Annotated in this window: 16 protein-coding genes and 2 tRNA genes; 9 read left to right on the top strand and 9 right to left on the bottom strand. The window is 69.0% G+C overall.

The window, feature by feature from the left end; genetic code table 11:
• Positions 1-41 precede the first annotated feature (41 nt).
• Genes NAM01S_RS20480 through NAM01S_RS20470 form a run of 3 tightly spaced genes read left to right on the top strand, consistent with a single transcriptional unit; the run spans position 42 to position 2,820 of the window.
• Positions 42-1,103, top strand: a complete 1,062-nt coding sequence (locus tag NAM01S_RS20480) for an enoyl-CoA hydratase/isomerase family protein (protein WP_067787618.1) — start codon at positions 42-44, stop codon at positions 1,101-1,103.
• Positions 1,104-1,126: 23 nt separating this feature from the next.
• On the top strand, positions 1,127-2,047 hold the full coding sequence (gene mmsB, locus NAM01S_RS20475; protein WP_067787617.1) for a 3-hydroxyisobutyrate dehydrogenase: 921 nt from the start codon (positions 1,127-1,129) through the stop codon (positions 2,045-2,047).
• On the top strand, positions 2,044-2,820 hold the full coding sequence (locus NAM01S_RS20470; protein WP_067787615.1) for an enoyl-CoA hydratase: 777 nt from the start codon (positions 2,044-2,046) through the stop codon (positions 2,818-2,820). The genes mmsB and NAM01S_RS20470 overlap by 4 nt, the downstream gene beginning before the upstream one ends.
• A gap of 57 nt (positions 2,821-2,877) precedes the next feature.
• On the opposite strand, the gene NAM01S_RS20465 is transcribed toward NAM01S_RS20470, so the two are convergent.
• From NAM01S_RS20465 to NAM01S_RS20455, 3 genes are all read right to left on the bottom strand, one after another.
• Positions 2,878-3,702, bottom strand: a complete 825-nt coding sequence (locus NAM01S_RS20465; RefSeq protein WP_067787613.1) for a DUF6159 family protein — start codon at positions 3,700-3,702, stop codon at positions 2,878-2,880.
• A 73-nt stretch (positions 3,703-3,775) separates the two neighbouring features.
• Complete coding sequence (locus NAM01S_RS20460; protein ID WP_067787611.1) at positions 3,776-4,834, bottom strand: Hsp70 family protein; 1,059 nt, start codon at positions 4,832-4,834, stop codon at positions 3,776-3,778.
• A gap of 129 nt (positions 4,835-4,963) precedes the next feature.
• Positions 4,964-5,512 carry a MarR family winged helix-turn-helix transcriptional regulator gene (locus NAM01S_RS20455; RefSeq protein WP_067787877.1) on the bottom strand — a complete coding sequence of 183 codons (549 nt, stop codon included), beginning with the start codon at positions 5,510-5,512 and terminating at the stop codon, positions 4,964-4,966.
• A gap of 145 nt (positions 5,513-5,657) precedes the next feature.
• Here NAM01S_RS20455 and NAM01S_RS20450 point away from each other — a divergent pair.
• Positions 5,658-5,732, top strand: a tRNA-Cys gene (locus NAM01S_RS20450).
• Between the two features lie 84 nt (positions 5,733-5,816).
• Here NAM01S_RS20450 and NAM01S_RS20445 read toward each other — a convergent pair.
• The 6 genes from NAM01S_RS20445 to NAM01S_RS20420 all read right to left on the bottom strand — a co-directional run bounded on the left by NAM01S_RS20445 (position 5,817) and on the right by NAM01S_RS20420 (position 15,422).
• The gene (locus tag NAM01S_RS20445) at positions 5,817-7,208 is read right to left on the bottom strand and encodes a metallophosphoesterase family protein (protein WP_067787876.1); all 1,392 of its coding nucleotides are present in this window, start codon (positions 7,206-7,208) and stop codon (positions 5,817-5,819) included.
• Between the two features lie 105 nt (positions 7,209-7,313).
• Positions 7,314-11,441 carry an SMI1/KNR4 family protein gene (locus tag NAM01S_RS20440; protein WP_067787610.1) on the bottom strand — a complete coding sequence of 1,376 codons (4,128 nt, stop codon included), beginning with the start codon at positions 11,439-11,441 and terminating at the stop codon, positions 7,314-7,316.
• A 213-nt stretch (positions 11,442-11,654) separates the two neighbouring features.
• Positions 11,655-12,764, bottom strand: coding sequence for a DUF7373 family lipoprotein (locus NAM01S_RS20435; RefSeq protein ID WP_443678290.1), 1,110 nt, complete (start codon positions 12,762-12,764; stop codon positions 11,655-11,657).
• 805 nt (positions 12,765-13,569) lie between these two features.
• Positions 13,570-13,642 (bottom strand) — tRNA-Arg (locus NAM01S_RS20430).
• A gap of 121 nt (positions 13,643-13,763) precedes the next feature.
• The gene (locus tag NAM01S_RS20425) at positions 13,764-14,480 is read right to left on the bottom strand and encodes a DUF305 domain-containing protein (RefSeq protein ID WP_067787607.1); all 717 of its coding nucleotides are present in this window, start codon (positions 14,478-14,480) and stop codon (positions 13,764-13,766) included.
• Positions 14,481-15,422 (bottom strand): thioredoxin-like domain-containing protein, encoded by a 942-nt coding sequence (locus NAM01S_RS20420; protein WP_067787605.1) that lies wholly within the window; start codon positions 15,420-15,422, stop codon positions 14,481-14,483.
• Positions 15,423-15,532: 110 nt separating this feature from the next.
• On the opposite strand from NAM01S_RS20420, the gene argS reads away from it, so the two are divergent.
• The 5 genes from argS to thrB all read left to right on the top strand — a co-directional run bounded on the left by argS (position 15,533) and on the right by thrB (position 22,105).
• Entirely contained in the window at positions 15,533-17,191 is a 1,659-nt protein-coding gene (gene argS, locus NAM01S_RS20415) for an arginine--tRNA ligase (RefSeq protein WP_067787603.1), read from the top strand.
• 67 nt (positions 17,192-17,258) lie between these two features.
• The gene (gene lysA, locus NAM01S_RS20410; RefSeq protein WP_067787602.1) at positions 17,259-18,680 is read left to right on the top strand and encodes a diaminopimelate decarboxylase; all 1,422 of its coding nucleotides are present in this window, start codon (positions 17,259-17,261) and stop codon (positions 18,678-18,680) included.
• Positions 18,677-20,032 carry a homoserine dehydrogenase gene (locus NAM01S_RS20405; RefSeq protein WP_067787600.1) on the top strand — a complete coding sequence of 452 codons (1,356 nt, stop codon included), beginning with the start codon at positions 18,677-18,679 and terminating at the stop codon, positions 20,030-20,032. Before lysA ends, NAM01S_RS20405 begins: the two co-directional genes overlap by 4 nt.
• Complete coding sequence (gene thrC / locus NAM01S_RS20400) at positions 20,029-21,123, top strand: threonine synthase (RefSeq protein WP_067787599.1); 1,095 nt, start codon at positions 20,029-20,031, stop codon at positions 21,121-21,123. Before NAM01S_RS20405 ends, thrC begins: the two co-directional genes overlap by 4 nt.
• A 25-nt stretch (positions 21,124-21,148) precedes the next feature.
• On the top strand, positions 21,149-22,105 hold the full coding sequence (gene thrB / locus NAM01S_RS20395) for a homoserine kinase (protein WP_067787598.1): 957 nt from the start codon (positions 21,149-21,151) through the stop codon (positions 22,103-22,105).
• The last annotated feature ends 90 nt before the right edge of the window (positions 22,106-22,195 follow it).

The raw sequence follows: 22,195 nt of genomic DNA, 5'->3' as shown, positions 1-22,195 counted from the left end.
GCCTCGCGCATGCCGGAGCCGAGCGTCAGCGAGGCGCAGGCATGAGTGACGTACTCATCGAGAAGCGCGACGGCCTCGGCCTGATCACGCTGAACCGGCCCAAGGCCATCAACGCGCTGAATCACCCGATGGCGCTGGCCATCACCGATGCCCTGCGCGCGTGGGCCGAGGACGACGAGGTGCGCACCGTCGTGGTCACCGGCGCGGGGGAGCGCGGGCTGTGCGCGGGCGGCGACATCGTCGCGATCCACGCCGACGCGAGAAGTGGTGACGCGGACGCGGATTCGCCGACCGGTGTGTTCTGGCGCGACGAGTACATCCTCAACGCGCTGATCGGTCGCTACTCGAAGCCCTACGTGGTGATCATGGACGGCATCGTGATGGGCGGCGGCGTCGGCCTTTCCGGCCACGGCAGCCACCGCATCGTCACCGAGCGGTCCAAGGTCGGCATGCCCGAAGTGGGCATCGGCTTCATCCCCGATGTCGGTGGCACCTACCTGCTCGCCCGCACGCCGGGCGAGATCGGGACGCACGTCGCGTTGACCACCGCGCGGATGGGCGCGGGCGACGCCATCGCGGCCGGATTCGCCGACTACTACGTGCCTTCGGACCGCATCCCGGCGCTGCTCGACGCCCTGCACACCGCGACCGCCGACTCCGCCATCGCCGAGTTCGCCGAGCCCGCACCGGAATCCGAACTGCTCGGGCAGCGGGACTGGATCGACGCCTGCTACAGCGCGGACACCGTCGAGGAGATCGTGGCGCGGCTGCAAGCTCACGACGCGCCAGAGGCGAGCAAGGCCGCGTCCGACCTGCTCGCCAAATCGCCTGTCGCGCTGAAGGTCACGCTGCGCTCGTTGCGCGCGGCGCGCGGCCTGCCGAGCCTGGAGACGGTGCTGAACGAGGAGTACCGGGTCTCCATCGCCTCGCTCGGATCGCACGATCTGGTCGAGGGCATCCGCGCGCAGGTGATCGACAAGGACCGCAACCCGCAGTGGCGACCGGCGACCCTCGCCGAGGTCACCGACGAACAGGTGGCGGCGTACTTCGCCGAATTGGGCGACAAGGAGCTGGGTTTGGCGACACCGGAGGCGCAGCAGTGAGCACAGCATCGCGTAGCGATTCGATGAGGGGTGGCGGCCGGGCGACGGGTGGGCAGATCGGTTTCCTGGGCCTCGGTCACATGGGCGCGCCCATGGCGGCCAACCTGGTCAGGGCGGGCTACGACGTGCTCGCGTTCGACCCGGTGCCCGCGGCCCAAGAGCAGGCCCGCAAGGACGGCGCGACCGTGGTGGAGACGGCCGTCGCGGCCGCCACGGACCGCGACGTGGTGATCACCATGCTGCCCAACGGCAAGCTGGTGCTCGACGTCTACGCCGACCTGCTGCCCGCCGCGAACCCCGGCACCCTGTTCATCGACTGCTCCACCATCGACGTCGCCGACGCCAAGGAGGCCGCCGCGCGGACCGTCGCGGCCGGGCACCGCGCGCTCGACGCACCCGTCTCGGGCGGTGTCGCGGGCGCGGCGGCGGGCACCCTGACCTTCATGGTCGGCGGCGCGGCGGCCGATTTCGCGGACGCGCTCCCGGTGCTCGAGGTGATGGGCGGCAAGGTGGTGCACTGTGGCGACGCGGGCGTCGGCCAGGCCGCCAAGATCTGCAACAACATGCTGCTCGGCATCTCGATGATCGGTCTGTCCGAGGCACTGGTGCTCGGCGAGAAGCTTGGCCTGAGCCACCAGTCGTTCTTCGACGTCGTCTCCACCGCGTCGGGCCAGAGCTGGGCGCTGACCAGCTACTGCCCGGTCCCCGGGCCGGTCCCGACCAGCCCGGCGAACAACGACTACCAGCCGGGATTCGCCACCGCGCTGATGACGAAGGACCTCGGTCTCGCCGCGAACGCCTTGCGCGCCAACGGCATCGATGGCCAGCTCGGCGCGCTCGCCGCGGAGATCTACACCCGGTTCAACCAGACGGACGGGGGCAAGGACTTCTCGGCTATCGTCACGGATATCCGTAACCGATCCGAGCAAGAGGTGACCGAGTGACCGACTTCGAGACGATTCTGCTGGAGCGCAAGGGCCGGGTCGGCTGGATCACGCTCAACCGTCCGAAGGCGCTCAACGCCCTGAACGCGCAGGTCCTCGACGACGTGATCGCCGCGCTGGACGAGCTCGAGCACGACGACGCGATCGGCGCCGTGGTCATCACCGGCTCGGAGCGGGCCTTCGCGGCAGGCGCCGACATCAAGGAGATGCAGCCCAAGTCGTACATGGACATGTTCATGGACGATTTCTTCGCCCGGTGGGACCGGCTGGCGAACTTCCGCAAGCCCACCATCGCGGCGGTCGCGGGTTACGCGCTCGGCGGCGGCTGTGAGCTGGCGATGATCTGCGACATCCTGATCGCCGCCGACACGGCCAAGTTCGGGCAGCCGGAGATCAAGCTGGGCGTTATCCCCGGCATCGGCGGCTCGCAGCGCCTGACCAGGGCGATCGGCAAGGCCAAGGCCATGGACCTGGTGCTGACCGGCCGCAATATGGATGTCGAGGAGGCCGAGCGCGCCGGACTCGTCTCGCGCATCGTGCCGGCCGCCGAGCTGCTCGACACCGCGCTCGAGGTGGCCGAGACCATCGCGGCGATGTCGCTGCCGGTCGCCATGATCGCGAAGGAGGCGGTCAACCGCTCCTTCGAGACCACCCTCGCCGAGGGCCTGCGCTTCGAGCGCCGCGTGTTCCACTCGCTGTTCGCGATCGAGGACCAGAAGGAAGGCATGACCGCCTTCGTCGAGAAGCGTCCGGCGAAGTTCACCAACCGCTGAGTTCGGTGACGGCTCGCGCGTCCGCCTTCCGTGGCGTTCGCGCGAGCCGTCGCTGTTTCACGGCTGGAACGAGCGCGTGAGATCCGCGGCGAACGCGGGCGGCGTGCGTCCGTCGACCGAGTAGCGGTAGAGCGCGGTCTGATACACCGCGGTCGCGGCCGAGACGAAGATCAGCGCGGTGGTGAAGACGGACAGACCGAGCCAGCCGCCGACCGCCGCACCGTACGGCAGGCCGGTCCCGGCCTGGGCCTGCGCGCCCAACGCCGCACCGACCGACACGCTCAGCACTATTCCGACGAGCACCAGGATGTAGCCGACGATGCCGAGGCGCGCGCTGCTCGCCACGTCGGCGCCCCACCCGCGCTCCAGGGCCGCTCGTGAATCGCGCAGTGCGTCAATCGGATTGCGATGTTCGAGGACGATCTTCGGCAGCGCGAGGTTGGCGACGTCCGCCCACGCCGTTCGGGTGCGGCCGCGCATCGCGCGCATATCGCGCCAGTCGTGCTCGACAAGCCGCAGCACCGGCAGCACGGTCGCCGCGGCCAGCGCCCACAGCAGGATCGCGGCCCACCGTGCTCGCGCCGCCCGTCTGCCCGCTGCCGCACTGGGGTATCCGCCGCGCAGCACGATGTCGGTTTGCGCGATGAGCGCGGCATTGCCGAATGTGGTGACGATCATGGTCAGCAGATAGGCGGCGCCCGCCAGCAACCACGGTGTCGCCGAGGTTCCGTCGGTGACGTCCGCACCGACCAGCAGCATCGGCACGCCCATCACCACGGCCGCGATGACGGACGACCGCGCCGGAAACGCGCGAAGGGCGCGATGCGAGGTCAGCACGCCGAATCCGGTCGAAAGCATGGTTCTCGCCGCGGCGAATGCCATGGGTACACCCCCGTTGTCGTGCATTTGTGGTTCTCGCGCCATGGTAGCCAACGGGATGCGGCGGGCTCCGGACTCAGTTGCCAGGCAGCTCAGGGGTCATGCGCAGTTCGATCTGCGTCGGCGCGGTTCCGCCGTGCGGCGCTCGCGCCGAATTCCGTTCCACCGCGAGCAGACCGGCGATCGTCGCTCCCAGCGCCGCGGTGACCGCCACGGCCGCGATGACCTTCCGGCGGTCGACGCCCGCGGTGGCGGGCCGATACAGCGTCGCGCCCGCCCGCAGCCGAGCCATCCGCACGTCACCGGACGGGCGTTCGGCGGCGAGCAGCAGGGCGCCGCGGGCCGAGACGTATTCCGGTTCCGGGTCGTAGATCACCGGCAGGTCGACGAGTTCGGCCAGCTCGGCGCGCACGCTCGGACTGCGGGTGCAGCCGCCGAGCAGCACAAGCGCCTCGGGGCGCACCCCGCTTTCCTCGACGAGCTGGCGCACGAACGACGCCGAGTGATGGATGCTGGCCGCGCACAGTTCGGCCAGGTCGCTGCGGGTCACCACGGCGCGGCCGCCGGATCCGGCATCGGTCGCGGTGACCACCCGCGTGCTGCTGAGCGCCTCCCGATGGCGTCGGCTGGTCAGCCGATCGGTGAGCACGCCGCCGCGAGCCAGTTGCCAGCGCAGCAGCGCGTCGTAGCCGTCGCCGCCGAGCACCGTGCTGCGTTTGCTGGAGAGGATGGTGTCGGTGCGGCAGTCGGCGTGCGTGACCGTCAGCCCGGAGCTGCCGAGGTCGTAGAGGATCACCGTGCCCGACTCCGGCAGCCTTCCGGTGAAGCGCAGGTACCGCAGCTGGGCGAGCGGCTCGTCGACGATGGTGAGCCGGCTGCTGCCCGCCGCGGAACGGATGGCGTCGGCGTGCAGCGGGCAGCGGCAGGTGACCGCGGTCGCGGTGATCAGCTCGTCCCGCAGCTGGGCTGAACGGCGCATTTGGCGGATCGCCTCGAACACGGCCTCCTCGACGCCTGCGCCCGCGCGCCGCGGTACGTGGCAGCGGTCGATCGGAGGCAGATGCGGTTGGTCGGAATGTGTCGACATCGCGCGCGCGCCACCAGCGCCCGCCGATACCCCCAAGACCAGCACCATGGATTACATGGTGGACCCTTTCCCGTCCGCTGCCAAGGCAACACCGCCGCTGATTCGCTAGTTGGATGCCGGAACGTTACGCGGCGGTCGTTTCGGCGGTGTACGAGACCGGTAGGTACGGACCGAAGTTCAGCGATCGCGGGTATTCCAGCGCGCGGGCGCGTCCCCGGTGTCGAAGTCGCCCGCGGCGTGCCGGAATTCCGCGAGCAGCTGCAACAGCGTGTGCAGTCGCTGCGGGGGCAGACCGGGCTGGGCGAACACCTTCGCGTTCAGTTCCTTGGTCGCCTCGGCGACCAATTCCCTTCCGGCGTCGGTGATCTCGATCAGGGTGGCGCGGCGGTCGCTCGGGTGCGGAACCCGTTCCACGAGCCGTGCCGCCTCCAGGCGATCGACGGTGTTGGTGACGCTGGTCGGGTGCACTTGCAGGCGCGCGCTGGCCTTCGCCATCGGCAGCGCGCCGGTCTTGCTGAAGCTGAGCAGCATCAGCAGTTCGTACCGAGAGAAGGTCAGACCGGTCGGTTTCAGTGCTTCGTCCACCCGCGCCATCACGATTTGCTGGGCGCGGACCAGCGACGTCACCGCCGCCATGCCGTCGGCGACATCGCCCCAGCCGTGGCCGACCCACTGGCGGTGGGCCTCCTCGATCGGGTCGACTGGGAGCGGGCGTGGCCGAGACATGTCCCCGATCATTCCATGCCGAGCGGCCGTTTCCGCGTCGTGCGCCGACGGCGCTATCACCCGCGTCGGGCTCGGGCCCGCTTTCGGATCAGCTCGAGCCGAAGTCTGGTCGCGCGCTGTCCGGCCCGGCATTCTCTAAGGCGAGGCGGGCGTGGCTGAGAGGTTGAGGCAACGGTCTGCAAAGCCGTTTACGCGGGTTCGATTCCCGCCGCTCGCTCCAGGCAAAGGGTGCGCCGGTCGTCGACGCCCCCGGTTCGGTGTTACGCCACCGCCGGACCGGGGGCGTCGACGTTCGTCGTCCGCTTCAGGAGAGCCCGGAAAAATCCCGCGCGACAACGTGATTGCGATCGGCAAAGGAACCGAAGGTGTAGTCGGGCAATAGGCCGAAGTATTCACCGCGGGTCGTGCTGCTCCAGCGCCGGGCGCCCTCGGTGCGCGTCTTGTAGAAGTTCACCATGTATCCGCCCTCGTACACGCGGAGCAGGCTGTAGCCGCCCGGATACTCCTTCACCGCCGCCACCTCGAGGAATTCCACCGCGATGTCGGCGTCTGGACGGGTCCGCCGGTTGCGATGGGTGTGGCCGCTGTGGTGCAGGAAGACTCCGGGCGCGCGCTCGTATAGGCGCTGTAGCTCGGCGCTGTCCGGACCGTTGAGGACGAATCCGGGGCCCGCGGTGTTGGTCAGCCCGGACTCGCGGGTCACCGGGTGGTGGCCGAAGACCAGGGTCGGGCGGTCTGGATCGGCGCGCAGCACCTCGGCGAGGCGATCGAACTGCGGTCGTTCGATGCGGCCGCCCGAGCCGTCGAGTTCGCTGGTGTCCACGCCGAGCAGGCGCAGGCCGCCGACCTCGTGTTCGACCAGCTGCTGCCGGGGTAGGAAGTTGTCGCCCCAGCAGTCGCGATGTTCGCCAAGGTGCGTGCAGCCCTGGTAGCCGACGTGCGGGCGGTCGTGGTTGCCGCGTGTCACCAGGTAGTCGCCGCCGAGCGCGCCCCAGGTGTCCAGCCGGGCGCGGACGGCCCGCGATTCGTCCGGTGTCGCCTCGCTGGTCAGGTCGCCCGCGACGACCAGCCGGTCCACTTCCCTGGCCCGTAGGTCGTCGAGCAACGCGTCCAGCATGACTTCCGGGTAGGGCGGCAGGCCGGTGAGCTGGCGGAAGCCGGGCGGGAACCCGCCGACCACCAGACCGCTCACCGTCTCGCCGTAGTGCACGTCGTTGGCCAGCGCGATGGTGCGCAACAGGCGGCCCTGCGGTGGCACCAAAGTGGTGAATTCGCCGGTAGTTTCCGGTGTTCCGTGCGCGAGTGTCGTCAGCGAGAGAGCGGGCGTCGCCCGCGCACCCTGCGACCGGGCTTCGAAACGGTAGCGTCGGCCCGGCTCCAAGCCGCCGATCTCCGCGTAGTGGAACGGGGTTCGCTCGGGATCGGCGAAGACGGGCACTGGTGCTCTCGTGGAATCAGCTGCGCCCAACCGTACTTCGGCGTCGGACGGAACAGGAACCAAGCGGCCCGCCCCATCCGCCGCTACGGTCGTCCAGGTGAGCACCACCGAACTGTCGGTGACCGTGACCACTTCCAAATCCGTCGCCACCACCGACGCCGCCTGCGCCCGCGCACGACTCGCAGGCAGGGCGGAAAGCAGTGCCGCGGAGGCGATCGCACCGAGCAGTGTCCGTCGCGACGGTCCGCAGCAGCTCATGAACGCGAGAGTACGCCGATCCTCGCCGCGACCCGACCCGCTCGAGGTCGTACCGGCCGCCGCGACGAACACCGAACAACGAGGTGCGAGGACCGCTCCGGCGCGTCAGTCGACCTCCTGATACCCGCTCTTCTGTTTGGCGGCAATCAGTTTCGCGGCCTTGGCGGCGGCCTTGGCCGGGTCGCCGTAGCGTTTGGTGTTGCGAGTGCCCACGCCGCCTTCTCTGCCGTGCCGGGTGGCGACGGTATCGAGGCCGGGATCGGTGACGATCTCCCAGAACCTGGTACCGCTCGGCCCGGTGGACTCGAAGTACCGGCGGGTGAGTCCGGGGCCGCGTCGCTGGCCGCCGAAGAGCATCATGGTTTCGGGCGCTGCCATTTCGAGGTGGAAGGCGAATCGGCTCAGGAACGAGGACGCGAGAATCCACGACAGCGACCTCTCCCACCACGCCTCGGCCGGATGCTGATCCAGGTACATGAAGACCCGGTCGTCGGAGCTCGGTGACACATCGGAGAACACGGTGTCGACGGTGCCGTCGAGACTGACAACCAGCGCGTTCATGGTCGACAGCACAGGGTCCCATTCGAGTTGCTGCTCACCGTGGAGCGCGGCCGCGTACTTCGCCCCGAGTTTGCGCATACGGGCCCGTTCCTGCCGTACCTCGGTGGGGCGCAGGAGCCGCAGACCGGTCTCGCCGATTCGCCATTCGGCGTGACCGATGTGCTGCCACAGTGTGCGCAGAACGGCGGGCAGCGGTGCCGTGAGCTCGGCTTCGAGGGCGTCGATGTCCGCAGCAGAGGCGGGCGGGCCGACTTCGGCACTGAATCCGTGCAGACCGGGCGAATGCTCGGTGAACCCTTGCGCCACAAAGTATTCGGCGAACTCGGCGAGGGCTGCGACATGCCAGGCCGGATCGCGAGTGTCGTCGCGGATGCGAGCGCGAACCCATTCGGCGACGGTCAGTTCCTCGCGTACCCGATAGCCGTTCCAGGTCACCCACTCCAGTTTCGACAGCGCCGCACCGTCGCGGTACATCTCCAGCTCCCGGCGTTCATGAGCCACCGCGAGCTCCGCGTCCACCGCGAACTGGGGCCGGTCGAAGGCCATCAGTCGTTCGCTGTTGGCGTCGGGCCGGTAGAAGGTGCGCATGAGCGCCGCGCGGCCGGGCAGGTACCACGGATCGGATTCGGTGTATTTCGCCGCCGCGCAGGTGGCCTTCATTCGCGTGCAGGCGTTTTCGGCGGTAGCCGGGTCGGGAAAGGTGAGACCGACCGTGTCGAAGCGGCCGTTGTTGACACCCCACCGATAGACGACTCGGTCCAGATAGCGCACCAATTCGACGAATTCGTTGCCCGAAGCCGTCCACAGCAACGCGCGCTCCGATTGTTCGCGCACCTCGCCGAGAAACTCCCGCATCCCGTGATAGCCGATCATGCTCGCCTGGAAGGGCAGGTCGTCCGAGATGCCGAATCCGTCGAAGGCGTAGATTTCGCCGTCCGAGTCGAGGAACCACACCTCGCCCGTACCTCGGTCGGTGAGCAGGCGTCGTCGCACGGTGGTGCCCGCCAAGGTACCGAGCTCGTCGTCACCGATCCGAGCCAGCGGCCGTCCCGCCGCCCGTGCTCGCTCGCCCGCGTCGAGGAGGGCGCGCCGTGCCGAATCCGCCTCTCCGGACAGCACGTCGGCGAGTCGGGCGCGCATATCGTCCGAGGTGAGCGGATCGAACCATTCCCGTCCGCGAGACAGGCTGTCGGGCTCGACGGCATCGACCGCGAGGGATTCCCAGCTGGCGTAGGCGTTTCGGACCAGGTCGTACTCGTCGGCTTCCAACGCGGCAAGGATGCCGACGACCAGCGCGTACTTGAACACCCGCTGTTCGGTCTCGTCCTGCGGTGCGGTCCAGTCGCTGATCTCCCGCAGCAGTTCGACAAGGGGCCATCGCTGCTTCACGTGATCGGTGACGGCATTGGCGTAGTGCGCGGCGGCACGATGGTCGCGCCGATCGCGCAACTGCCGCAGGACATCCCGGTGCACCTCGGCCGAGAAGATCTCGGCGAGTGCGTTTCCCATGCGCCAGACGCTGCGTCGTTCGGTGAACAGACGCTCGATCAACGCCGTGCGCGCGGTGCCGGTGTTCAGGTTCCGTACCGCCGAATACAGGTTGGCGACCACTGTCTCGAGCTGATCGTCCACCGTCTGCCCGTGGCTGAGGACCGCGCTGTGTGCCGGGTCGGAATCGGCGTAGCGACGGCCGTAGTCGTCGAGCGCCGCGATGAGAAAGTCCTGCGCACCGGGGTGCCGGAAGCGGTACAGCTGGTGACCCGCGGTATTGCGAGCGCCAATTCCGGGATGGGCCAGGATGGTGTCGATCATGGCGGCGGCGGCCCGCACGGCTTGCTCGGCCGACGTCCGTGGCAGCACACACTGCTCCGCGCTCGGCCGGAACAGCTGCTCCCACAGTGCTTCGACCGTACTGGCCGGTGCCGGCAGGGCCGCCAGCCTCATCAGTTCGTCGAACACCGGCGGGTGGTGTGCCATCGGGGCCAGTGCGAGGCAGACGGCCTTCTTCAGTTCGTCGTTGTTCATCTCGGCGACGATGTCGGAGGCATCCGGCTCCGGTGTGTGCTCGAGCAGCCGGATCAGCACCGGAACGACGGCGCTGTCCGGTGCGTCCACCCGCAGCCCCTGCACCACGCGGGTGCGCACCTCGGCGGGCAGGTGCTCGATACCGGTGGCGGCCAGCGTGGCTCGATCGGGGTGCGCGCTGCCGAGGATGGCGTTCAGCGCCCATTCGATGACTTCGGCGGACGATTCATCGATATCCGCGCGCAGCAGAACGCGTTGTGCGACAAGCTCGCTCAGTCCTGCGGCGTCGATCTCCGCCACGACGGTGGCATGGTCGCCTGTGCCGAGCCGCTCCAGGTAGGAAGACGATATCTGCGCGTCGGCCCAGCGCAGCTGGAGCTCGGCGCTGGTCAGCACCGGTTCGGTCTCGCACAGTTCGTGGGCCCGCCGCAGTGCGATCAGGCACGGCCTGCTGTACGGGTCTTTGCCGAGGAGGTCTCCGGCCGCCGCGGCGAGGGCCGCGCCGTCGCGCACCAGCGGCGTCACCACGGACAGCGCCCACACGCGGAGCGACCAGGTGCAGGTGGATGCGGGCAGCGAACGCACGAGGGCGTCCGCGGACGGGCTGTGCTCACGTCCCGCTCGCCGATCCACTTCGGCGCGCAGCAGTGTTGTCCCCGTGGTGACGGGCATGCGATCCAGTGCGGCGCTCACGAGTTCGGCGGTGAGCGTTCCGTCGTCCAAGCCGTGCTTTATCCAGCTCGCCCGAGCCAGCGGCAGGTGCTCCGGCGCCATCTCCATGGCCGTGAGCGCGGCCCGCGTTCGCGCCTCGTCATCGGCAGCGACGTACTGCTGGAGCAGCGAACGGCGGACGCGGAACTCCCGCACGGACGCCACGTCGCCGTCGATCGCCAGCGTGCCGAAGACCTCGGTGAAGGCGTTCAGCAGGTCGGGACGCTCCGGAGCACGCTCGATCTCGGCGAGTACGCGGGCGCGGTCGTCGTCCTGCGTGAGCAGGGCGGTGTGCAGCAGCCAATAGATAGCCAGATGCGGATCCCCGTGCAGCAGCGGCAATTCGGCCTCGAGCACCTTCCGGACGTCGGTGACGCTCCACAGGTGCGTGAAGTGCCCTGCGGCGCTGGAGGCCAGACTTTCGGCGGACTGCGTGGGCTTTCCATCGCGCAGCAACGGTTGCGCCAGTAGCCACACCAGCCACTGGTAGCGCTCCGCGAGTTCGGCGCTCGTCGGCGTGGGGCCGGAGTACGCGGTGGGCGACGGCGGACGGAAGGAGTCGCGAATATCGGACTCCGACCGCTCGTCCTCGTCGTTCGCGTCGGCCCGCGCGAGCTCGTCTCGGTAGGCCAGCCAATCGTCGAAAGAGTCGAACCACAGTGCCAGTTCCCGGGTTTCGTGATCCTGCCACCACACCGCGCCGCCGCCCCGCACATCCAGCAGCGTGTAGTTGTCACCCTCGTCGTCGAGGACGACGAAGCCGCTCAGCGATTTGTCGATCGCTCCGAAGTACGGGTAGTTGATCGCCAAGTGGGCGTCCACGAGCGGGCCGCGATCGCCCGCCCAATATTCGAGCAATCGCCCGTCGACGGCGTCGGCCACGCGAGCGGGTACGGGTACGCCGAAGTAGCGGCTGGCGGACGGGTGCAGGTCCATGGGCTCTCTCTGGTGTCGAAATGCGCTGTGCCGGTGAGAAAGACGGTCGTGCTCCGAGGCGGATCGGCGGCTCGTCAGCTGCGCGCGCCACACACCGTCCAGGCGAACGATCGTTTCGTCCGGGACGCTACTGCACAGGTGAGACAAGAACGGCGGACGCGGATTTCGGCTGTGGCAGTGGCGACCACGTCGGAGCCGCTTCGCGTGCCCGATCTACTTCGCGTCGCGCAGCACCCGGTACTGCTCTTCGAGCAGGCGGTGGGCGTCGTCCTGAGTCTTCGCCCAGATCTCGCCGACGTACCGGCCCGCGGCGACCACGCAGAACCACGAATTCACGCCGCCTTTCGGATCCGAAACGCAGGACGAGGACGGAACGCCGGGTGCGGTCGGCGCGGGCTGATGCTCCCGCTGCATCTCGACCAGCCCTGTGCTCAGGCGTTGTGCTGCCGAGGGTTCGTCGGTGCGGTAGACCGTGGTGCCCTTGTTGGCCATGGCGTTCACGCCGACTTGGCGGAACAGGGACGCCGCGCGCGGTTGGTCCTGCGCGAAGAGCACCGCGCCACGCTGCCGATACGCGCCCTGTTGCGCGTCGCCGTCGCCGATGGTGAGGGCGAAGACGCCGTCCGGGTCGTAGGGGAGGTCGGGGTAGTCGACCAGTCGCGTCGGGATGAAGCCGTCGAGCAGCGGGCCCTGCAATTCGATGGCGCGCAACGTGGTTTGCCGCACCTCGTCGAGTGTCCCGGCCCGCACCGACGTATAGATCACGTACTCGCGAAAGGGAGTGAAGGCCATTCCCTCCGAGCGTCCCCGTTCTTCCTTGTGGCTGAACCTCGATTCCGGGGCGCCGGGAAGTGGTGCGGGCGTGCGTGCCACCGACTCGAGCATTCCCCGCGAGTGCACTGCGGCATCCGCGAGGTCGGCGGCCGCCTGCCGTGCCGTCGCATCGTCCGGGAAACGCATCACGCCGTGTGTCAGGTCTTTTCGCCGTTCCCGGTCGTCGTTCGTGCGGTGCGTGATGAAACCGGTCAGCAGCCCGTTGCGCTCGGCCGCTTCCTTGATCGCGTCGTTGTGCCCCGCCATCACCAGCAGCAGCGCCGGAGTCAACACCCCCGCCCGCCCGTACACCGTGACATCCGGGTCGATATCCGTCGGCACCGCAAGCACTTCCGCCATCCGCGCCCCCTCCGCCAACGCACCCTGCCGATGCCGCTGATCCGGCGAGAGGGTACTCGTCGGCGCCGCCGAACTCGTCTGCGCCGACGTGCTCGTCGTCGGTGCCGAAGTCGGAACATCCTCGGGATAACAAGAACTCAGGGCGATCATCGCGACCACAACGGCCCCCACCCGCACCACAGAACGCACCGCCCCATCCTGCCAAAGACCGATTCCGTCGCGCACCGCCCGCCCGGACCAACCAAGGACCGTCGTGTCGAGCCGATGTCGATCGCCGGGGAACCTACGAACTCGGCATACCTATGCGTGTAACCCACTGTGACGCAAAGGGACTGGTCAGAGGGACTGAGTAGGGTGTCCCCAACCTCCTACTCCAGGGGCGGTGTGGCATCGGTCCAGGCCGCACCGCGCCGAGAAAGGAGGTGGTGGGGATGGCCAAACATCGCCGAGGCAAGAACAACGCCCCGGTCGACTACGGCATCGTGTTGACTCTCGCTGCTGTAATCGCCGGGGCGTTCGTTCTGGTCCGCCGAATGTGGATCAGCTGACCCACCGGGCGGGGCGTCGCTGCAACCGCGCTCCGCCCTCCCGGCATCACTCACGTGACCCCCCAACTCTACTTGACACAAAACAAGCGCGGTACCGATCCGAACCTCGCCCCAACGCCGACACACATCGGATCAGCGGCGCCCTTCCGACAACGAGCGAAACCACGCCCTCCGTGGACATGAACCAACTGCGACAGAAACATCCCCACAAAACCCAGCTCTCTCATTGGGCCCGGGGCGAAGCCCTCCGGCTACGACAGGAACATCCCCACAAAACCCAGCCCGCTCCATGGGGGTCCGGGGGCGAAGCCCTCCGGGCGGGGCGTGGGGGTTGCACCCCCACAAAACACGACGAAACGAGCAAAGGCCCACGCCCTCCGTGGGCATGGGCCATGCAGCGAGTGGAGTGCCCTCGGCAGGATTCGAACCTGCGGCCTTCTGCTCCGGAGGCAGACGCTCTATCCCCTGAGCTACGAGGGCGGGATAGATCTCGGTCGGGCCGGGTGGTCCGATCGGGCGGGGCAAGCGTATCGCATCGCGCGCTGGACGCCAAAAAGGGCGTCGGGCCGGGCGCTTTCACACGGTCCGGCCCGACGCGGGGTCAGTTGAGGGGGAGGGGGGTGCCGCCTCGGGCGGTCAGCATGGTGGTGAGCAGGCGGGATTCGGCCTGCTGGGTTTCGACCATGCTGGCGGCGAGGGTGCGCACGGCGGTGGTCGCGGCGTGCTTGGCCGCGTACTCCATCATCGGCATGCCGCCTTGGTGGTGCCGCAGCATGAGCCGCAGGAACATGGCGTCGGCCTCGGGCGCGGGCGCTTGCCGCAGCGCGGCGAGTTCCTCCTGGGTCGCCATGCCCGGCATGCTCGCCATCGACCCGGACATCTGATGCTCGCCGCCGTGCCCGTGTCCGGAGTCCGGTTCGCTCATCCAGCCCATGAAACCGTCGGCGCCCTGGGCGGGCTTGTTCCACAGTTGCAACCAACCGTGCATCCGCCCGACCTGGTTCTGCTGGGTGGTCATGATGTCGTAGGCCAGCCTGCGCACGTCGTTGTCGGTCGAGCGAAGCAGGGCGATGCCCGCCATCTCCACGGCCTGCGCGTGGTGCGCGGACATGTCCTGGAGAAACCCGATGTCGACCGCGTTGGGGTCGGGTTCACCGGAGCCGCCGTCCAGCGGAAGACGCACCAGTGTCCCGATCGCGAACCCGAGCAGGATCGCGCCGATCGCGCCGAGAATCAGCAGCGCCACACCCTGCCTGCGCACCTGCGCCTTGAACCCGGTCTCCGCGCCAGGCTCATCGACATCTGCCTCGGCCCCCATCTAGGGACCCGCTGTGGGTGCGCCCGGCGCGTCAGGCAGACCGGGCGCCTCGGGAAGACCAGGCGCCCCGGGCAGACCAGGTGCGCCGGGAACACCGGGAAGGCCGGGCACACCCGGAATACCTGGCGGCAGTCCACCACCGAGCTCGGACGGATCGGTCGGAATGCCCGCACCGTCCATCGGCACCGCACCGGGGCCGGGCGGCGTCGGATCGAACGGCTCCGGGTTCTCCCGGTCGAAGTACGGGTTGGAGCAGGCCGCGCCGACCTCGGGGTAGGTGTACTGGTTCTGCCGCAGCGCGGTGATGAACTGGTTGATCCGCTTGTCCTGCGGGTCGTCCAGCTTCAACTGGTGCCCCCACGACTGCAACGAGATCGCGCTGTCCTGCCCGGGGAAGGGCGACATCAAGGTGTACTGCTTGCCTTCGACCTTCTTCTTCAGCGTGTCGATGCCCGCGGCGTCCACCTTGTCCGGGTTGTAGGTGATCCACACCGCACCGTGCTCGAGCGAGTGCACCGCGTTCTCGGTGCGGATCGGCTTCGCGTACGCGACGCCGGTGCAGTCGGCCCACGCCTGGTCGTGCGGACCGCCGAACGGCGGCGTCTGGTCGTAGGCCACCCGCTGCGTCGGGTCGACGTGCTTGCCCGCACCCTGCGCGTAGTCCTTCTTCACCACGCCCGCGATCTGATCCGAGGGATCCTTCTTCTGCGCACTGGGCGTGTACTTGTCCAGTTCGGCCTGTTCGCGGTATTTGGGGACCAGGTTGTAGGCGAGCGCACCGATCAATGCGATGATTACTGCGGCCGCGCCGATGGCCAACCACGGGACCTGGCGCTTCTTCGGAAGTTGGCCCTTGCCGCCGCCCCCCTTGCGGGAAGGCGACACCTTCCCCGCGGCTCGTACGGCCTTGGCCGACTTCGAGGCGCTGTTGCTACTCGGCATTGCTCGTTGCTCTCTCGATGTGATGAACCGCTGTGCTGTTCATTGCGGACGGATCCGGGGCAGTGCCCGCCCGACGGCGTACACCTGCCCAGACCATAGGATAGAGACTCGTGACTCCAGCTGACCTTGCAGATCTCCTTCGCTCCACCGCGGCGAAGGTGCTTGTCGAACGTGGACTGGACCCCGCGGTCCTGCCCGACGAGGTCAACGTGGAGCGCCCCCGCAATCCGGAACACGGTGACTATGCCACGAATGTGGCGATGCAGGTGGCCAAGAAGGCCGGAACGAATCCCCGCGAGTTGGCCACCTGGCTGGCCGACGCGCTGAGCGCCACCGAGGGCGTTTCCTCGGCGGAGGTCGCTGGCCCCGGCTTCCTGAACATCCGCCTCGCCGCCGCCGCGCAGGGCGCGATCGTGCAAAAGGTGCTCGCGGCGGGCGTGTCCTACGGCACCGCCGACGCGCTCGCGGGCCGCCGGATCAACCTGGAGTTCGTCTCGGCGAACCCGACCGGCCCGATCCACCTCGGCGGGACTCGCTGGGCCTCGGTCGGCGACGCGCTCGGCCGCATTCTGGCCGCGCAAGGCGCCGACGTCACCCGCGAGTACTACTTCAACGACCACGGCGCGCAGATCGACCGGTTCGCCAACTCCCTGGTGGCCGCCGCAACCGGCGCGCCGACCCCCCAGGATGGGTACGCGGGCGCCTACATCGGCGAGATCGCCGACCAGGTCGTCGCGGGCAACCCCGGCGTCGTCGACCTGCCCGAGGACGAGCGGCACGAGGTGTTCCGCCGCGAGGGCGTCGAGCTGATGTTCGCCCACATCAAGCAGACCCTGCACGAGTTCGGCACCGACTTCGACGTCTACTTCAACGAGAGCTCGCTGTTCGCCTCCGGCGCGGTGGACAAGGCCGTCGAGGAGCTCAAGTCCTCCGGCAAGCTGTACGAGAAGGACGGCGCCTGGTGGATCGCCAGCTCCGAGTACGGCGACGACAAGGACCGCGTCGTCATCAAGAGCGACGGCAAGTCCGCCTACATCGCCGGTGACATCGCCTACTTCCACGACAAGCGCGCCCGCGGCTTCGACCTGTGCATCTACATGCTCGGCGCCGACCACCACGGCTACATCGGCCGCCTCAAGGCCGCGGCCGCCGCGTTCGGCGACGACCCGGACACCGTCGAGGTGCTGATCGGCCAGATGGTGAATCTGGTGAAAGACGGTGCGGCCGTTCGCATGAGCAAGCGCGCGGGCACCGTGGTCACGCTCGACGACCTGGTCGAGGCGATCGGCGTCGACGCCGCCCGCTACTCGCTGGTGCGGTCCTCGGTGAATTCCAGCATCGATATCGATCTGGACCTGTGGACCAAGCAGGACAGCGTGAACCCCATCTACTACGTGCAGTACGCGCACGCCCGTTCCTGCCGCATCATCGACAACTCGGCCGCGTTCGACTTCGCTTCGGTGGCACCGGATTTCGGTCTGATGACCGCCGACCGCGAGGGCGAGCTGATCCGTACCCTCGGCGAGTACCCCCGGGTGGTCGCGACGGCGGCGGAGATGCGCGAACCGCACCGCGTGGTGCGGTACCTGGAGGAACTCGCGGGCGCCTACCACCCGTTCCAGTCCGACGACGACATGCGGGTGCTGCCCAAGGGCGACGAGCCGGTCACGCCGCTCAAGTCCGCCCGCCTCGAGCTGGTGAAGGCCACCCGTCAGGTGCTGGCCAACGGCCTCGGCCTGCTCGGCGTCAGCGCACCGGAGCGCATGTAGTGCGCGGGCAACTCGGGAATTCGTATCTGTCCACGTGCTCGGCGCGTGCGGTAAGGAAGGAACAACTATGAGCGCGCACCCGGCCGGGCCACGCCACGCGGACATCCCGCACGCCCCCAGCTTGCCGGAACAGCCCACCGATCCGAAGCAGATGATCGACCTGCCCGCGAATGTCTGGCCGCGCAACGCTTCTCGCGACGCCGACGGTGTGGTGCGACTGGCCGGTGTGCCGGTGCACGACCTCGCCGCGCAGTTCGGTACCCCGCTGTTCGTTGTGGACGAGGACGACTTCCGTTCCCGCTGCCGCGACATGGTGCAGGCCTTCGGCCCCAACACCAGGGTGCACTACGCGTCCAAGGCGTTCCTCTGCGGCGAGATCGCCCGCTGGATCCGCGACGAGGGCCTCTCGCTGGACGTCTGCTCCGGCGGCGAGCTCGCCATCGCGCTGCACGCCGGTTTCCCCGCCGAGCGAATCGCGTTGCACGGCAACAACAAATCCGTCACCGAGCTGGAGGCCGCGGTGCAGGCCGGTGTCGGCCACGTGGTGGTCGACTCGCTGATCGAGATCGATCGGCTAGAGGCGGTCGCCGGACGCGCCGGCGTGGTGCAGGACGTGCTGGTCCGCGTCACTGTCGGCGTGGAAGCCCATACCCACGAATACATTTCGACCGCGCACGAGGACCAGAAGTTCGGCTTCTCGATCGCGGGCGGCGACGCCATGGAAGCGCTCGCCCGCGTCTTCGAGGCCAGCAACCTGCGGCTGGTCGGCCTGCACTCGCACATCGGCTCGCAGATCTTCGAGATCGACGGTTTCGAGATCGCCGCGCGCCGCATGCTCGGCCTGCTGCGCGAGGCCATCGACAAGTTCGGCGTGGAGCGCACTGCGCAGATCTCGACGCTGGATCTCGGTGGCGGACTGGGTATTTCGTACTTGCCGAACGACGACCCGCCGCCGCTGGGCGAGTTCGCGGCGAACCTGCGCCGCCTGGTCGCCGAGGAGGCGGCCCGTGCGGGTCTGCCCGAGCCGACCATCGCGGTCGAGCCGGGCCGCGCCATCGCCGGACCCGGCACCGTCACCCTCTACGAGGTCGGCACCACCAAGGACGTCTCGCTGGACGCCGGCCTGCGCCGCCGCTACGTGAGCGTCGACGGCGGCATGAGCGACAACATCCGTCCCGCGCTCTACCAGGCCGATTACGACTGCCGCTTGGTCTCGCGCTCATCGGACGCGCAGCCGGTCGTCGCGCGTGTTGTCGGAAAGCATTGCGAGAGTGGCGATATCGTCATCCGCGACACCTGGATGCCCGCCGACGTCGGCCCCGGCGATCTGGTGGCGGTGGCCGCGACCGGAGCGTATTGCTATTCGATGTCCAGTCGATACAACCAGTTGACCCGTCCGGCGGTCGTCGCCGTCCGCGACGGTCAGCCGCGACTGGTGCTGCGCCGGGAAACGGTGGCAGATCTGTTGAGTCTGGAGGTTGACGCATGACCGAAGTGGCCAAGAACGGAACCTGGGGGACCGATCGCCCGATCGGCGTCGCGGTCCTCGGCATGGGCAATGTCGGCACCGAGGTCGTGCGGATTCTGCGCGAGCACGCCGACGACCTGCGTTCGCGCGTCGGCGCGCCCGTCGTGCTTCGCGGCGTCGCGGTGCGCAGCCTGGAGAAGGATCGCGGCCTGCCCGCCGAACTGCTGACCACCGACGCGGACGCGCTGGTCGACCGCCCGGACGTCGACCTGGTCGTCGAGGTCATCGGCGGCATCGATCCCGCGCGCCGACTGATCCTGGCCGCGCTGAACGCGGGCAAATCCGTGGTGACCGCCAACAAGGCGCTGCTGGCCGACTACACCGGCGAACTCGCCGCGGCCGCCGAACGCAACCGCGCCGACCTGTACTTCGAGGCCGCCGTCGCGGGCGCCATCCCGGTGGTGCGCCCGCTGATCCAGTCGCTGTCCGGTGACCGGGTGAACCGCGTCGTCGGCATCGTCAACGGCACCACGAACTTCATCCTCTCGGCCATGGACGAGACCGGCGCGGACTACTCGGCGACCCTCGCCGAGGCCACCCGCCTCGGCTACGCGGAGGCCGACCCGACGGCCGATGTCGAGGGTTACGACGCGGCGGCCAAGGCCGCGATCCTGGCGTCGCTGGCCTTCCACACCCGCGTGACCGCCGCCGATGTGTACCGCGAGGGCATCTCCAAGATCACCGCGGAGGACCTGGAGACCGCGTCCGCGGTGAACTGCACGGTCAAGCTGCTGGCGATCTGCGAGCGCGTGGACGCGGGCCCCGGCGAGCCGAGCCTGGCCGAGGGCGGCAAGGAGCGCGTCTCGGTGCGGGTCTACCCGGCGCTGATCCCGCGCAAGCACCCGCTGGCGGCGGTCAGCGGCGCGTTCAACGCCGTGGTAGTCGAGGCCGAGAACGCGGGCAGGCTGATGTTCTACGGGCAGGGCGCGGGCGGCGCTCCGACCGCCTCCGCGGTGCTCGGCGACCTGGTGATGGCCGCACGCAACAAGTTCTTCGGTGGCCGCGCACCGGGCGAATCGGTTTATGCTGAGCTACCGATCGCGCCGATCGGCGATACGCCCACCCGCTACCACGTGAACCTGCAGGTCGAAGACGTCCCAGGCGTCCTTGCCAAGGTTGCGGGCGAATTCGCCAAGCACGGGGTGAGCATTTCGACCGTCCGTCAGGAAGGGCACGGCGAGGGTGCGCGCCTGGTCGTGGTGACCCACCACGCGGTGGAGTCGGCGCTCGCGGACACCGTGTCGGCCTTGGCGGAGATGGCGTCCGTCACATCAGTGACCAGCGTTTTGAGATTGGAAGGCACCGAGGAATGAGTACCACTGGCGTCGCCCCGCAGGCGGGGGTGCACTCCCGCTGGCCGGGTCTGATCGCGGCCTACCGTGATCGGCTCGCGGGTGCGGCCGACTGGGAGCCGGTCACGCTGTTCGAGGGCGGCACCCCGCTGGTGCCCGCGCCGTTCCTGTCCGAGCTGACCGGCTGCGAGGTGTACCTCAAGGTCGAGGGCGCCAACCCGACCGGCTCGTTCAAGGACCGTGGCATGACCATGGCCATGACCGACGCCAAGTACCGCGGTCAGAAGGCGGTGCTCTGCGCGTCCACCGGCAACACCTCGGCGTCGGCCGCGGCGTACGCCACCAGGGCGGGCATGAGCTGCGCGGTGCTGATCCCGCAGGGCAAGATCGCGATGGGCAAGCTGGCCCAGGCCGTCATGCTCGGCGCGCAGATCATCCAGGTCGAGGGCAACTTCGACGACTGCCTCGAGCTGGCGCGCAAGGTGACCGCCGACTTCCCGGCCGTCGGCCTGGTGAACTCGGTGAACCCGGCGCGTATCGAGGGTCAGAAGACCGCCTCGTTCGAGATCTGCGACGTGCTCGGCAAGGCGCCGGACGTGCACGCGCTCCCGGTGGGCAACGCGGGCAACATCACCGCGTACTGGCGCGGTTACCGCGAGTACTACGCCGACGGCATCACCGACGGCCTGCCCCGCATGCTCGGCGTGCAGGCCGCCGGTGCGGCTCCGCTGGTCAACGGCGCCCCGGTGAAGGACCCGGAGACCATCGCCACCGCCATCCGGATCGGCGCCCCCGCCTCCTGGAACGGCGCGGTGGAGGCCAAGGAGCAGTCCGGCGGCGCGTTCCGCGCGGCCACCGACGAGGAGATCCTCGCGGCGTACCGCCTGGTCGCGGCCAAGGAAGGCGTCTTCGTCGAGCCCGCGTCCGCGGCCAGCGTGGCCGGTGTGCTCGCGGCCCGCGAGGAAGGCTGGCTGGACGCGGGCCTGACGGTGGTCTGCACCGTCACCGGCAACGGCCTCAAGGACCCCGACACCGCGCTGCTCGGCATGCCGCAGGTGCAGCCGATCGCGGTCGACCCCGTCGCGGTCGCCGCCCGACTCGAGCTGGCCTGAGTTGAGTTCCCGCGAAAGCCAGTTGATGTCGCGGACCCTGCCCGCCGGACTCTCCGTGACGGCGCGGGTGCCCGCGTCGAGCGCCAACCTCGGGCCCGGATTCGACTCCCTCGGTATGGCTTTGGGCATCTACGACGAGATCGAGGTGCGCACCACCGATTCCGGCTTGACGATCCGGGTCGAGGGTGAGGGCGCCGACGATGTCCCGTGGGGCCCTTCGCATCTCGTCGTGCGTGCCATCGAACGCGGCCTGGAGTCCGTCGGTGTGTGGGCCGACGGCCTCGATGTGGTGTGCCGCAACGTGATTCCGCATTCGCGCGGGCTCGGCTCCTCGGCCTCGGCAGTGGTCGGCGGCCTGGCCGCCGGCTGTGCGCTCGCCGCGAAGCTGGATCCCGAGTTGGCCGTCGGCGCCGCACGATTGGTGCAGCTGGCCTCCGAATTCGAAGGCCACCCGGACAATGCGGCGGCCAGCGTGCTCGGCGGGATCGTGGTGTCCTGGACCGAGACCGCCGCCGACGCGACCGAGGCGAGCGCGGACATTCCCGAGCACGGCCGGGTGTACCGCGCCGTCCGGCTCGATCCGCACCCGACGCTGCGCCCGGTGGTGCTGATTCCCGAGGTCCGCTCGTCCACCGCGCACACAAGGGGTCTGCTTCCCGAGACCGTGCCGCACGGCGACGCCGCCTTCAATGTCAGCAGGGCCGCGCTGGCCGTCGTCGCGCTGACCCAGCGTCCCGACCTGCTCATGCCCGCTACGGCCGACCGGCTGCACCAGGGCCAGCGTGCTCCCGCGCTACCGCTCACCACGGCGTGGATCGAGCGGTTGCGCGCGGCAGGCATTCCGGCGACCGTCTCGGGCGCGGGTCCGACCGTGTTGGCTCTCGGTACCAGCGAATTCCCAGCGGAACTCCGCGAACTCGCGGCCGCCGACGGCCTCCGGGTGGTCGAGCCAGGACTCGCCGAGGGCGTCCAGGTCGACTGACGGCGCGTCTGCCTTGCCGAGGTTCACAGTTGCCAGCTATTCTGAGCAAGTCCGTACATCGTGCGCATCAGACGCCGGTGCTTCATCAGG

This window comes from Nocardia amikacinitolerans NBRC 108937 (assembly GCF_001612615.1).
In the GTDB taxonomy this organism is placed as follows: domain Bacteria; phylum Actinomycetota; class Actinomycetes; order Mycobacteriales; family Mycobacteriaceae; genus Nocardia; species Nocardia amikacinitolerans.
Note: the sequence above shows the minus strand (reverse complement) of the source record. Positions and strands in the feature narration are given on the sequence as shown.